12 protein-coding genes and 2 pseudogenes are annotated in these 12452 nt (G+C 54.2%); 1 reads left to right on the top strand and 13 read right to left on the bottom strand.

Features of this window, described 5'->3' with window-relative positions:
• Positions 1-1445: 1445 nt before the first annotated feature.
• The 6 genes and pseudogenes from CU102_RS12665 to CU102_RS29410 form a co-directional block, all read right to left on the bottom strand.
• On the bottom strand, positions 1446-2585 hold the full coding sequence (locus CU102_RS12665; protein WP_106711462.1) for a metallophosphoesterase: 1140 nt from the start codon (positions 2583-2585) through the stop codon (positions 1446-1448).
• A gap of 100 nt (positions 2586-2685) precedes the next feature.
• Positions 2686-3555, bottom strand: coding sequence for an SDR family NAD(P)-dependent oxidoreductase (locus CU102_RS12660; RefSeq protein WP_106711461.1), 870 nt, complete (start codon positions 3553-3555; stop codon positions 2686-2688).
• A 74-nt stretch (positions 3556-3629) separates the two neighbouring features.
• On the bottom strand, positions 3630-4055 hold the full coding sequence (locus tag CU102_RS12655; protein WP_106711460.1) for an Rrf2 family transcriptional regulator: 426 nt from the start codon (positions 4053-4055) through the stop codon (positions 3630-3632).
• 64 nt (positions 4056-4119) lie between these two features.
• Positions 4120-4218 (bottom strand): annotated as a pseudogene (locus CU102_RS30990) (transposase); the annotation flags it as partial.
• Between the two features lie 196 nt (positions 4219-4414).
• Positions 4415-4546, bottom strand: a pseudogene (locus CU102_RS12650) (transposase domain-containing protein); the annotation flags it as partial.
• A gap of 12 nt (positions 4547-4558) precedes the next feature.
• Entirely contained in the window at positions 4559-4819 is a 261-nt protein-coding gene (locus tag CU102_RS29410; protein WP_133624614.1) for a hypothetical protein, read from the bottom strand.
• Between the two features lie 749 nt (positions 4820-5568).
• Here CU102_RS29410 and CU102_RS12640 point away from each other — a divergent pair.
• On the top strand, positions 5569-6102 hold the full coding sequence (locus CU102_RS12640) for a hypothetical protein (RefSeq protein ID WP_133624612.1): 534 nt from the start codon (positions 5569-5571) through the stop codon (positions 6100-6102).
• A gap of 566 nt (positions 6103-6668) precedes the next feature.
• Here the strand turns inward: CU102_RS12640 and CU102_RS12630 are convergent.
• The 7 genes from CU102_RS12630 to CU102_RS12595 all read right to left on the bottom strand — a co-directional run bounded on the left by CU102_RS12630 (position 6669) and on the right by CU102_RS12595 (position 12391).
• Positions 6669-7085 carry a nuclear transport factor 2 family protein gene (locus tag CU102_RS12630; RefSeq protein ID WP_106711456.1) on the bottom strand — a complete coding sequence of 139 codons (417 nt, stop codon included), beginning with the start codon at positions 7083-7085 and terminating at the stop codon, positions 6669-6671.
• A 429-nt stretch (positions 7086-7514) separates the two neighbouring features.
• Positions 7515-7889 carry a hypothetical protein gene (locus tag CU102_RS12625; protein ID WP_166648494.1) on the bottom strand — a complete coding sequence of 125 codons (375 nt, stop codon included), beginning with the start codon at positions 7887-7889 and terminating at the stop codon, positions 7515-7517.
• A complete protein-coding gene (locus CU102_RS31130; RefSeq protein WP_425351545.1) occupies positions 7796-8089 on the bottom strand; it encodes an FRG domain-containing protein in 294 nt (97 codons plus the stop codon). Before CU102_RS31130 ends, CU102_RS12625 begins: the two co-directional genes overlap by 94 nt.
• 563 nt (positions 8090-8652) lie before the next feature.
• Complete coding sequence (locus CU102_RS12610) at positions 8653-9408, bottom strand: DUF6339 family protein (RefSeq protein ID WP_106711452.1); 756 nt, start codon at positions 9406-9408, stop codon at positions 8653-8655.
• Positions 9409-10245: a hypothetical protein gene (locus tag CU102_RS12605; RefSeq protein ID WP_106711451.1), complete on the bottom strand. Its 837-nt coding sequence runs from the start codon at positions 10243-10245 to the stop codon at positions 9409-9411.
• Entirely contained in the window at positions 10242-12164 is a 1923-nt protein-coding gene (locus CU102_RS29855) for a hypothetical protein (RefSeq protein WP_166648497.1), read from the bottom strand. The genes CU102_RS12605 and CU102_RS29855 overlap by 4 nt, the downstream gene beginning before the upstream one ends.
• Entirely contained in the window at positions 12164-12391 is a 228-nt protein-coding gene (locus tag CU102_RS12595; RefSeq protein ID WP_106711450.1) for a hypothetical protein, read from the bottom strand. Before CU102_RS12595 ends, CU102_RS29855 begins: the two co-directional genes overlap by 1 nt.
• Between the last annotated feature and the right edge of the window lie 61 nt (positions 12392-12452).

Raw genomic sequence — 12452 nt, 5'->3', positions numbered from 1 at the left:
TCTCAGCACAACGGAATGCGCGATGAGACAGCGATACGTTATGCTCCCCGGGCTAGTTGCGATGTTCGCACTATTGGCATTACTAGCGCTTTGTTCAAGGGAGGACGCACCACCAGATCAAGTCGCTCCTGATGAAGTAATTCATCTCAAATGAGCGCTGGTTGCGGCAGGGTCGGATTTGAACCGACGACCTTCGTGTCACGTTGACCATTGCTCCATTCCGACAAACTGAATTTGGTGAATAGATTTCCAAGGCGGGAAGCCGTGAAGCTCTTCCCATGCGCCCGGCGAGTGTTCCCTGTCCCTAGGTCCGCCAGTCAGCTGCAAATCACCTTTGGTCCGTATAACTGATTTGCTTCTCTGAACAAAGGATTAATTTCAAGACTTAGGGATAATTGCCTAACTTCGAGGGCACTAAGGTCAGAAGTAATTCAGCAAGAGCCACTAAGATTTTAGTGGTCAAATAAACCTGAGCCTAGATCGCGTTAGCTATCCTCCGGCAATGGACCAAGAAGACTATCAAGCCAACTGGCGAGGTGCGCGTCGATATCAGTTCGACGAAGAAACACGCCTAAAGAAACTGGCTATGCAGTCGCGACCAGGTCGTCAATTTTAGACGCGTGAAATGGGCAGATCCGGAACACAAGCTAAAAGTGCTCGTCGAAGATTTTGACCCGCCGGCTCCACCGCGGAATTGGCTCGATCGCATATCCACAAGGCTATTCTATCTTCTGATTGCCATGGCATGCGTTGTCGTTTTTTGCGGTGTGGCAATACTCGCGTGATAGCGAGGCAGCCTACGCGCACGCGACCTACCCGACTGCTCACTTCGTAAATAGATTCCAATGGCAGGAAACCGTGAAGCTCTTCCCAAGCACTCGGTAGAGCGTAAGCGGCGTGCCACTCACACCTTGACTGAAATTCTATGATCGATTCCCATGATCGCATCCATGACGGACGCGGCAACTATGCGCCAGGAGCGGACGCTAGCCCTGACTTGAAAGAATAACCGATTCGGGGCCGACTACGGACTGTCCGGTTCGGGCCGAGAAGTTGAGAAAGCCGGCGTTCGGCTGACGACCCCATCTTAGTCATTCCCACGGCACGTACAGCTTTCCAAAAACTGCCGTTCGTGGCCATCCAAGTCTGTGTCATTCTCTCGCCAGTTTAAAGACACCGTTGTCAACCAATAAAGCTTCATAGTCTTTACATCTAAAGGAAGAACTGCCGAACCTTCGCGCAGCCTATTGAAATGCTCTACCAGTGGGGCGAGGCGAACCAGCCGGCGCTCGATCAGATGGAACAGTACGCCAACACGGCAGCAGCCGAGACACGAAAACCGAATGATTGACGGGTTGCTGAGGCATCCTTTCCGCCGCTTTCGCAACCTTGGAATCCGGTCAGGCATGCACCTGCGCTTTCCTCGACGACAGGCGCAAAACCCACTAACAGCATGCCTGCCAATCACTTCGTTTCGCGCGGAGGGTGATTCTGGTCAATTCCGATGGCACACCGAGCCTTAACGCAAACCCAGGCCATAGGGCCGTTCCGTTGCTTACATACAAGGTCATTGCTCCGACTTGGTATCGACCCGAAACAAAGCCTCCATTGGCGCGCGCGATCAAGCGGTCGAGGCCAGGAACCATTCCTCCATGTGTATGCCCCGACAGCTGAAGCGCCACACCAGCGGCGGCCGCTTTCTCGGCCATCATCGGCTGGTGATCTAGCAATAAGATTAGAGTGTTCGCAGGAGCTCCGTTGATCGCCCCGGCGAGGTTCGGCGGCGGAGCGCTGTGCCTACGGGAGGACAAGTCGGTCACGCCCGCGAGCACGATCCTGGCATTGCCTTTCTCGAGGATCAGGTGGCTGTTGGACAGCATCCTCATTCCCAGCATTTCAAGGTGGCCCATCCATTCCTGGTAATCGAAGAAATATTCGTGGTTCCCCGGAATTGCGTATACACCGTCACGTGCCCTCAATCCCGAAAGCGGTGCGACATCGTCTTTGCGGTGGGCCACGTCACCGTCGATGAAATCCCCGGTGATGACGATCAGGTCTGCATCGAGCGCATTGGTCCTCAATACGACCTCTTTGGTCCATGCGGCTGGGAACAGACGGCTGATGTGAAGGTCGGTCAGTTGTACCATCCGATAGCCATCAAATTCGGAAGGCAGTCCAGCGACGGGAATTTCTATGTCGTTTAGCGGTGGCACCCTGACTGCTTGGCTAACCCCGTACGCTGACAGGCCAAGGGCCAAAACTCCGGTGGCATATCGTAGCCTCGCCGGGGAAGAAGGGAAGTCTCCCTTGAATGGGATGATCGCGAGTGAGACCACATCCAGCGCAATCTGAAACACTGCAAGCAATACAATCGCGCCGAAGAGGACATTGAAAACAATAATCAACGGGCGTGAAAACTCCGGATCGAAGACCGAGCCGGAAGAAAGGCGACTAACCAGATGATATTGCGAGGCTACCAACAAGAGGATCGCCAGGGTTGCCTTTGCCGACCAAATCCATGGCAGTGGCTGGATGAATCGTACCACGACGACCAGCCAGGGAATTCCGAAAATGAGGTGGAACATCAGATGCTTTCATTTGGGTGTGCTGTTGCCACAGCTTATAAGGTACTGTCAGTCCTATGGGCTGACAGGCCACGCGTTCATCGCAATGCTCACGCCCCGATCAGCGTGGACTATGTTGCTTGATGAGCTTCCCAAATTTCCGCAGACCAATTGCGTCGGCAATGGACGGCGACACGGCGTTCGCGAGCGTGAGCATCTTGAGCAGCCCTCCGCCCATGACGTGGGCCTGACGTCGCTTGCGGATGGTTGCGAGGATTTCGCGCGCGACTACGTTGGGTTCGCAGAGGGCGACGCCCATTTTTCGCCACATGTCGAAATATGGAGACTCCGACTCAGTGTTGGAGGGCACGGGCCCAAAGAACGAAAGTACCACGTTGGTCCCGGCAAGCTCGCGGTTGGCGCCTTGTACATAGCTTGCTAGCGCGCCGCGGGTTGCCGCATAGGCACTCATGAACGGTAGCGCTACCCGGCCGTCCATGGCGCCGCCGAGATGGACGATCACTCCGCCGCCGGCTTGCTTGCGCAACCCCGGCAGGAATGCCTGAGTTACAAAGATGGGTCCCTTCACGTTGACCGCCATGAGCGCGTCTACATCGGCTGTCGGGTAGTCCTCAATGGGCTTGCGCGGAGAGATGCCCGCGAGGTTCACCACCGCATCGATCCGGCCGAGGTGCTCGAAGGCCGCCGACGCCAGCTTCTCTAGGCTCGCCGGATCCGTGACGTCCGCGCTCTGGTAAATCGCCGAACCGTCGTTCCGGCCGGTCAGCGCAGCGGCGTCGTACTCTCGCCGCGCAGCGAGGACCAACCGGAAGCCCTCGGCCGCGAGGAGCCTGGCCAGCGCGTGACCAAGTCCTCCGGTCACCCCGATGAGAACGGCGGTGGGCGCATCCTTGCCCTGCTGTGTAGCGGCTGGCCCGGTTCCGGTAGCGCCACCGGTAATCACAGGGGACTTTTCGTTCAGTTGCGTCATTTCGTGTTCCTTTTGATGGGTATTGGTTACTATTAAAGCATCTATTCAGGGCAAAAAAATCCGGGCGAAAAAAGCTAACCGGACCTGGCTCTGATTATGGACACGACATCCGCCAACGTCGTCTGTCTCAGATGCCCATGGACGGCCTCCTCAGTGCCAACCAGCACGTCGCTCATGACTTCCTTGATGTTAGAGCTCACGATACACTCTTTCCTTTTGGGATAAGTGTGGATGGCAAAAGCATCTGGGGGGTTTACCGCAGAGTAGATGTCTAAAAGCGAAATACTTTTTGGGCTTCGTGCCAGGCCATAACCGCCCGACTTACCAACAGTCGTCTTAGCCAGCTTCGCCTTCGAGAGTTTAACGAGTATTCTTTTAACGAAAACCGGGTTCGCATTCACGCTGCGCGCGAGAACTTCCGACGCGAAAACTCCGTCGTGATGTGCGATTGCCGCCATCACGTGGACGGCAATCGAAAATTGGGTGTTTACTGAAGCCATTTTCAGATACTATATTAGTATCCATATAAATGCAAGAGCCGCGCGACGGCAAGATCCAGATCGCGGCAGCCTGCGCCACTGCAACGCCCCGATCCTTCACCAACCTCACTGCCTCAAGCTTGAACTCGCGGCTGAACTTCCTCTTCGCATTCCCACTCTCCAGTTCCGTCAACCACCTTATCTCGGTGTCCACGAAACCGCCGGCAGCAGGCCAAACGGCAGATTTGAGGAAGACTGCGGCGGCGCGCGAACGTCCGAAAAGGGGGCGCAAAGCAGCCGTTAAATGCATTGATTACGAATATCCGGTTTGGGCCGACTCCGGACGAACATGTCGGCCGACTGTAGTCTTTGGGCACGCGTTATGTCACCGCATAATTCCACGGTAATAGTTCCTCAATCCGGCTCTGCTTGTGACCGCTGACGATGGCGGTGAGCGTAGCGGTCAGGTAGGCAAACGGATCAATTGCGTTGAGCTTGCAGGTCTCGATGAGGTAGAGCAAGAATTAGGGAACCTCTTTGACAATGAAGTTGGCCCAAACAGTGCGGGATATCTCTTCTTGGGTGGGGTTCTCTGTTTCGTAGTCGTATTTGTCCAAGACGGTAAGAAAACCATTCAATGGTGGCACGAGATCATCTGGCGTGATGAAACCCAATTCGCACTCTTCGCAATGAGCGTAAATGTCCTGATTAGAGAGGTTGCGTTGCAGAATCAGCCATCCTTGGCGGCAACTCGGGCATTGTCCGACATGGAAGAGTTCACTCATTAATCAAGCCTGCTGGCGATCACTCAAGCGGGCATTACGCCATAAACCTCCATCTGCCACAAGCTATAAGCTCGGGCTGGGTTTGACCGGCGAGTATTCCCTGTCCCTAGGTCCGCACTGAACATCAAATCATCCATCTGCGCGTGTATACTGATTTGGTTCCTAAACAAAGGATTATTTTCAGGACGAATGGTATTCATGATGGCAATGGCAATACGTCCTTGACGATCGGTTGCACAATTTGAATTTACTTCCGCTTCGGGCGGCATAGCGGACATTGCCCAACTTGCTGCTGGCTCAACCCGGTCGCGAATGACCCCAAGCGGACATCCGATGTAGAAGCGGTTCTCCAAGTTCAATTCACCGGCCCGGGAGGTATTGACTACGTCAACCCGGCTGACGATCCGCGCAAGAAATAGCTGTCGGCGCCCAGCCTAAGCTGGCGGGATTTGTTAACGGAGCCCGACGAGGGGATCGAACAAAGCTACGTGTTGCTGCGGTGCATGAGTCCGTCGCTGGCACATAGCGTTATTTCGGTGCGGTGCGGGAATTGGTCGCTATCGGGGCAAAGCGGACATCGATCAAGCCGCGCCAATCAAGCTCGATTTATGAGTACGCGCCGACCGGTTAAAGTCGAGAAAGTATAACCTCGTGGAGCTCCAGATAAGCCGCCACGTTTATCTAAAGTGACATCTCGCGCGCGAACATAATCGGGAGTAGAATAAAAGGCCGGGGAATTTCTTCAATAAATGAGATTATTTGCGATGCTCGGTTCGCTTTTTGAATCATTGAACGAGAGATCGTTCGTTGTGATCTTTCTTTCCGACTGGGTACCATCGCTTATAACGATAGTAGCCGGTGGGGTATTTGCCTCCATATTGCTTCCGATATGGCAGGACAAATCCGCAAAATCGAAAGCTTTGGCTGGGCGACGCCTCGATATTGCGGAAAGCGTAACAAAATCTTTTCAGAAGTACATCGTTTCATGGCGAAGGCTAATGGATATATCCAAGCTGGAACAGAAGTCAGGATTGAGTGATGAACAAAAGGCCACAAAGGGCGAGCTGGTAGCCTCACGCAATGCCAGTAGGGATGCCTTGCTTGAATCGCTTGCGATGACGAGAATCTATTTTTCAACACCTTGCGTCACAGTAGTCACGAGTTTTGTCGAATGGGATGAGGAGCGAGCGAGCGAACGTCTGGATCAACTTCCGGGCATTTCCGACTGGCGCATATGGGAAGCTGACGTTTTACGCAGTATCCAAAGAGAGGTGGCAAAATGAATTCGAAGCGGCAGCGGTCAAGATGGATCTACGTTGCAGCTGCTCTGTGCCTTGCCTCAGAAGGCCGTGCAGCGGGCTTTGATTGCCCCGGCCCAGGTTGTCCTGCCGTGCTATTCCCCTCCGATATTTACCGTGCGGAGCCAAATTCAAATAATCAAAGATGGAACGCCCCCAAGTCCGGTGCGCCTACATTATCCCGACGACACTCTCCTTCTGAGCAACCCACTCCCCAACTTCAACCGGGATATGGAAACCTTTGCGCTCTCGCAAATGGGGTCATCGTTGGTCCCGGGCCGATAACTCGACTTCGCTCGCTTTGCATTGTTGGAACTAGCATTGGGCCAGTCTTTGGCCTGGTCATCAGATAGGTCACGCCCCGACTTAGGATGTACCGCGAACTTGCGGTGGGCCGCCTTTCTCCTCTGCGTGATCGTTAATACTCGCTCGGTAGCCGCGGCAGCTTCTGGGTGAAGCGCGCTACCAGACTGCTCCAATTTGATGAATAGGTATCCATGGCGGGAAGTCGTGTGGGCCATTTCGCGATCCGAGCGAATATTGCTACGCCGTCAAGATTTGACCAGGCCCATCGTTTCCGCCACTTGCAACGTATCGATGAACTCCGCCAGATCGACCACCAGTCCGTCCTTGAAGGTGAACTTGTCTATGAACTCGGTATTGTTCCACACGTCTGACGGGATAAAACGGACTTGCCCGGAACGATGAGCAAACACAGTGTCGCCGTCAACATGAAGGCTGGTGGTTTTGAGCTTGGAGAAATCCCACTTGTTCATAAAGCTTGTCATAGCGATGCGCAGGGATTCTGAATCATCCACTGTCTGTGTCATTGACCCTAACCGATCGCTCCCGACGATGCGAAAGCTGCAGGCGGGATCAAAAAACGCCATCAAAGCATCAATGTCATTATCCTGGCGAGCCTTATAGATTGTCTGGACGGTGCTTTCGAGTTCGCTTCGATCAGTCATAGTAAGCCTCCCTATTTGCCTGGCCAGTTTGCGCTTAATCGATCCGCGCCGCAATCGACGGCAAGGAGTCAGATGGTTTCAGCGTTCGATCTCGCACGTCCTTAATTGTTGCGAGACCGGGTGTTTGTGGGTGATGGAGTGGGAAACCCTTACGTGTCCTTTAACTCACTCGTATGAACTGATTGGAAATATTTTATAGATATACTCGGGACAGGAGACTGAGTTCGCATTTTGTGAGGACGCGATGGGCCACTGATGGTCATGCGCCGTCATAAACCTCGATCTGCCGCAAGCTGTTGATTGGAGCTCCTTTGACCGGCGAGTATTCCCTGTCCCTAGGTCCGCACTGAACATCAAATTATCCATCTGCGCGTATATACTGATTTTGTTCCTAAACAAAGGATTATTTTCATTCAGGTTGAATTCCTGTCACGGACGAAAGTTCTTCAAACGCATTTCCTCGCATGCACCATCGATACCCGGGAACAATGAGCCAGCAGCAACGCCCATTAGCCTAAGTTCTGCCAAAACCGCGGCGCGATCTGCATACGGCAGCTCAAATGCTGTTAGATAGATCTTGTTCGCGATCTGACCGCAGCGCTCCAAATAGTCTTCAACATCATCAACGGTAGTGATCGAGCATATGGCCTGCTGCGGAAGAGCGCGAGGGTTTTCAACGGCAATTGGATTCAAGATCGAGAAATGCGGCCTTACGTTAACGACAGAATATAGCTGCTGGAAATCTTTAAGCCATTCGGTGCGATCAGGGGCGTTGGATAGCCATGATGCTGCAGCAAGTTCCAAAATGCTGCGTTCTGAATGTTGTCCCTTAAGTCAAAATAGTGATTTGTTTTCGATGTAACTATGGCGTGCAGTTGTGGAATATCGATGCTTAGAAATTGGTTCAAATCTCGACGACTCGTTCTATGAAACGAAGTGCGAAGTCGATTACAAACTGGCTGGCCTCTGAATATATACCTGTCTGGAGGCAGTCTCCCTACCATGAGCTTAAATTTGTCCCATGTCCTTACTTTCTTGTCAGCAGCAATTTTACTCCTCTTGTCTGCTGACCCGCTTCTTAGAAGTGCTCGGATAACCCCGATCTGTTGTGTACCCTGGTAAGTGTTCGCGGTAACGCGAAGCCCTTTGTTGGTGAGCTTGAGTACAATGTTAGCGCGGTCTGGGAAGTTAACGTTGGGAAAGGCCTGGTTGAGTTCGGCCTGGGTGACTTCAGTGGTATCTGAGATACGCTGGAACTGTATCGGCAGCCAAAGCTGTTGGCTCGTTCGTTTATCAGTTGTCCTGAACTGGAGTACGTAAATACAGCGATTGTTGCCATTCTCAAAAACACAGGCCTGCGAACGCATGATCGTATTCGTCGATCTCGATCGTCAATTCACCCGTGGAATAACCCGTGAACGGCCCCTGCCACTGACCTTTCATATTATCCCTCCCAATAGAAAGGTCCTGCATTGCAGAGTCAGCGACCATGTTTTCACTCAGATTAACATTCTCATCGCCTGTCCTGCACTCGGAAAGCCTTAACAGTGCTGAAATTGCGGAAGAGTCATGCGACCGAAGCGGGTCCATTGGTCTCCTCCGGCATTCCCGCTCGAGTGGCGCAGACCGCCATAAAGTCATGAATGTCTTCGGGCGTCATTGCCTCAAAGACCTTACCTCCGCCGAGCAGATTTACGGTTTTCATGAATCTGCGGAAGTTGCCCTGGCTTGCATTGATCCAGGGAAAGTGGTTGGCGGCACGGACAACTCCTGAGGCAAGAGCTGGACGACTGCCGGTAAGGGAGCGTTCGAGCAAGGTCAGACGGCTATCCGCGCGGCGCAGCATCACGTCCAATGCCGGGAGCTGGTCATCAGGAATGGTCTGCTTCGCAATATGGCCGTTGTACCAGAGCCGCGAGATGGCGTTGTCGTCGCGGCGCATGTTAAGGGTGCGGGCAAAGAAGTGGATGCCAATGTTCTGTTCGAGATCGGCGGGATCGGTTATGCCGGCCAGCCACCGCTGACGGGCATATTTGAGGCACTCGACATGCGCCAGTCTCGCCCAGATGCCTTCTTCGTAGGCCAGACTGGGCTTCAGGTTGCCAAGTACACGCCACACTAGTTTCGAGTTTTCGATTTCGGTCCGGGCAGGATCAAGGTCGGCAAGGGGGGCAAGATCGACATCGAGACCAAGCTCGATGGACCATTCGCCCTCGCTCATCAGGTCACTGAAATCAGTGGTTGTGTAGCGGTCAAGATTGCCCACGATGTTGTCGCGCAACGTTTCAATGGTGCGGACGGAAAGGTATGTCAAGCGCGCCATTCATCCCTCGAAAAACATTCGTTCTTTTCTGACGGCGGAGAACGGGTCAAGCAGAAGGCGCTGAGCGTCGGTCCACAGATCAGGGTTGGTGGTATCAATGCCAAGATGGTCACATTTCGCCGTAAATACACGATGCCAGCGACGCCCTTCATACTCGCTGGTCCCCCACCGCAGCGTGTCAAGAACCTGCATGACGGCCGGAAGAAACACACCATTCAGCACAATGGGCGGGCCAAAAGCCTTCTCGCGCAAGACGTTCAGGTCCTGGTGCACATTGGCGGCCACGAGCACTTGGATACGCTCGGCATCAAGATTGACAGACAGCCGATCCGGTGGCAGCCTATCGTCGCGCACGATAGAAAAGATCGTGTCCATCTGGGCAAGCTTTTCGCGGCCGATATTTAGGACCTGCAAGTCTCCGAAAGCCAGAACAGCGCCTGTATCGAGGGAAATCGCGCCTTCGCCAAACTCCGGGTGGCAGTTTTCTATGGTTAAGGCAGGGATCGGTGTTCGCGCCCAGATCAACGGTCGGATTTCGACACGGCCGACAAGGACACCGGGATCAAACGAAAACCTGCCACCGGACAGTCCAAGTGGCACGACACGATTAAAATACGTGTCCAGGCAAGTGACAAATATGCCGACTGCGGCACTGCCGTCAGCGACTCTTCCAAGTAGACCTTCCTCAGTCAGACTGGCGGTATAGTCGAGTATGACCTGGTCACTGACGTTTTCCGTGACATCCGTCACCTCGAGACGGAATTCGCCGGAAAGATAGTCGCCGGTGTCCTCACTGAGAACCGGGTGGGGGAAACGCGTGCGTTCGTCAACCTTCATGCCATTGCCTCCGGGGCCGCAGTCAGTGACGCGCGAATTTCAACCGGACCATCGTATGCTTCCGACAGAGCGACATCGATGCGGCTGCGCCTGCCTGCCTCAACTGAGAATGAGACTTCGCCCCGGGCAACTGTCGCCCCTGGGGCCGAGACAATGGTCAGTGGCTCGTTGTAGCTCACACCTACCGCTTCGAGCCGCAACGTCAGAACACCACCGGCGTCGGGGGTCAAATAGATGCTTCGCATGTTCGGCGCCCCGCCCCGTGGGATGAGATTGCGGACATCCTGAAGGCGCACCGGCCGAACTGGGCATTGCCCACCGGGCCAATTGGGCTCCGGCCCGGGCTGCGGCCCTGGTCCTGGTCCTGGTCCTGGTCCTGGGCCTGGCGTTCGTCCACCACCATTCCCCTGCTCCGCCTCCTGATCAGTGACTGCCTCATCACCATCGATGATGGCGCGCGGGCGCTGTCTTGTTCTGCGAGGTTCAATTTTGTACCGGATGGTTTCCGGATCGTCGTCAGGTGACGTGCGGTTTTCCCGATTGGGCTCTGATTCTGCCGCGAAGTAGTCTCGCATTTCTTCTGCAGCAACCTCTGTGCCATACTGGATGAAACTTTCGGCCTCGATCGCTTTCTTAATTTCGAAGCCGAGCCTTTTGATAATGCGCTTTGCGTTCTCGCGAGATACTTCATCGGGGAGTCCTTCGGGTGAAAGCTCCTCGTGTTTTGGGTCTTCCAGCTTCTTGATGAAAGCGCTTCCCTCCTTGTCAAGGGGCGTGATGACCGCGACGAAATCCTGGTAAAGCGGAAACCGCGCAAACGGCAGACCAAAGTTCTTAAGGCTATCGGTGATCACGAGGCCGTTGCGTGTAATGCAGATTTTCTTTGGCAGGCCCTTCTCAACGAGCACCCTGATGCGTACGCGCCCAAGTGACGGGATGGAGACATCGTGGTTCTTTGCATCAGGAGATATGAGACAGCGGTAATGCTGTTGTGCAATCTCGAATTCCGCCCGATGGCCATTGGCCTCGGCGGCCTGCAGCATCTCTTGGGCTAGGAACAGTGGCGACAGGGTTTCGCGGCCGATGAAGATTTTGCCTTTATCGACGGCGAACTCCATCTGTCCCTCGTGAATGGCCGGAAAAAAGCTTTCAATGAGTGTGCTAGCAATGCGGTGTTGCCAGTCGGGCTCTTCGCGGAATCCTATTACGAAAACACTGGTGCCCCTTTCTTCGCGGCGTAGCCACTGTGGAAGATTGGAAGAGTCCTCCACTGCGCGGAAGTGCGGAAGCGCCCAGTAGCCGATCTGGCGTAGGGGACGCCCGTCTTCATCGTGATGGGAAACCAAGATGGACTTGCCAAGGGCGAGAAACTTCTCCGCACCCTCATCGCCATAGACCGTGGAATAAAATACAGTGCGCAGATCAGAGATAGCGAACGCGGCGTTCTTGCCGATGCCGAATGAGCCGCCTGAATCCTCCCGCTCCTTGGTGCTCACACCATTTGCGCGCGTCAGGGAATAGAAGGGCGTTCCCTTTTGGGCGGCAGGTCCGCGTGCTCCGCTCGTATTGAAATCGGAAATGCGCAGAACCTTTATGGTGCCAGCGGAGAGAAGCGTCCGGGCGTGGTTAAAGAACGCCCTTTCCTTCTCCCGGTTATCCAGGTTCGCCTCGGCGAGGCAGAGGTCCACGGTGCCAGCCAGCCGCTGACCGTCTGGAATCTGCTCGAGGGGGATCTCAAGCAGGTCAAAGGTCAGGCGAACCGGCAGAGAAACCGCAACATCGCGGCTGTTCTGCCCGAGTTCGCGTGCCGCTCCGGCATAGGGCTTGGCACGGTAGTTTTCAATGCCAGCGTGACTAATGCCTTCATCCTCTTCGCTTTCGTTGCTCAGGAACTGGAGCCTGATATCCGAATGTGCCATCAGTCCTCCAGCCTGAAATCGCTGTCCCTGCCGCCTGCATCACCCATGAAGCGTGCCTTTGCAGCTTCTATTTCCTTCTGCAGCGCCCTGAATATTTTCCGCGCATCATCATCGGTGTAATCATAGGAATTCTTGTTCGCTAGATTGCCGATCAGCCTGACGTCTTTGATTGCTCGGTTTACCCGGGCCTCTGCAAGCTCAACGAATTTCTTTCTCTTATCACGCATTCGGTACCTGCAGCATCACATTATGAATTTGTATATGGATTATTTACAGCTTAATGTCAAT

It is taken from the genome of Phyllobacterium brassicacearum (assembly GCF_003010955.1).
Lineage (GTDB): Bacteria > Pseudomonadota > Alphaproteobacteria > Rhizobiales > Rhizobiaceae > Phyllobacterium > Phyllobacterium brassicacearum.
The sequence above is the reverse complement of the archived record's forward strand: the minus strand, read 5'-3'. Positions and strand labels throughout refer to the sequence as shown.

What these genes read in the sequence shown, in the direction of transcription:
- CU102_RS12665 (WP_106711462.1), bottom strand. Translation starts at nt 2,585, where the DNA reads ATGTTCCACCTCATTTTCGGAATTCCCTGGCTGGTCGTCGTGGTACGA.
- CU102_RS12630 (WP_106711456.1), bottom strand. Translation starts at nt 7,085, where the DNA reads ATGACTGATCGAAGCGAACTCGAAAGCACCGTCCAGACAATCTATAAG.
- CU102_RS12605 (WP_106711451.1), bottom strand. Translation starts at nt 10,245, where the DNA reads ATGAAGGTTGACGAACGCACGCGTTTCCCCCACCCGGTTCTCAGTGAG.
- CU102_RS29410 (WP_133624614.1), bottom strand. Translation starts at nt 4,819, where the DNA reads ATGAGTGAACTCTTCCATGTCGGACAATGCCCGAGTTGCCGCCAAGGA.
- CU102_RS29855 (WP_166648497.1), bottom strand. Translation starts at nt 12,164, where the DNA reads ATGGCACATTCGGATATCAGGCTCCAGTTCCTGAGCAACGAAAGCGAA.
- CU102_RS12660 (WP_106711461.1), bottom strand. Translation starts at nt 3,555, where the DNA reads ATGACGCAACTGAACGAAAAGTCCCCTGTGATTACCGGTGGCGCTACC.
- CU102_RS12610 (WP_106711452.1), bottom strand. Translation starts at nt 9,408, where the DNA reads ATGGCGCGCTTGACATACCTTTCCGTCCGCACCATTGAAACGTTGCGC.
- CU102_RS12640 (WP_133624612.1), top strand. Translation starts at nt 5,569, where the DNA reads ATGAGATTATTTGCGATGCTCGGTTCGCTTTTTGAATCATTGAACGAG.
- CU102_RS12655 (WP_106711460.1), bottom strand. Translation starts at nt 4,055, where the DNA reads ATGGCTTCAGTAAACACCCAATTTTCGATTGCCGTCCACGTGATGGCG.
- CU102_RS31130 (WP_425351545.1), bottom strand. Translation starts at nt 8,089, where the DNA reads ATGGTAGGGAGACTGCCTCCAGACAGGTATATATTCAGAGGCCAGCCA.
- CU102_RS12595 (WP_106711450.1), bottom strand. Translation starts at nt 12,391, where the DNA reads ATGCGTGATAAGAGAAAGAAATTCGTTGAGCTTGCAGAGGCCCGGGTA.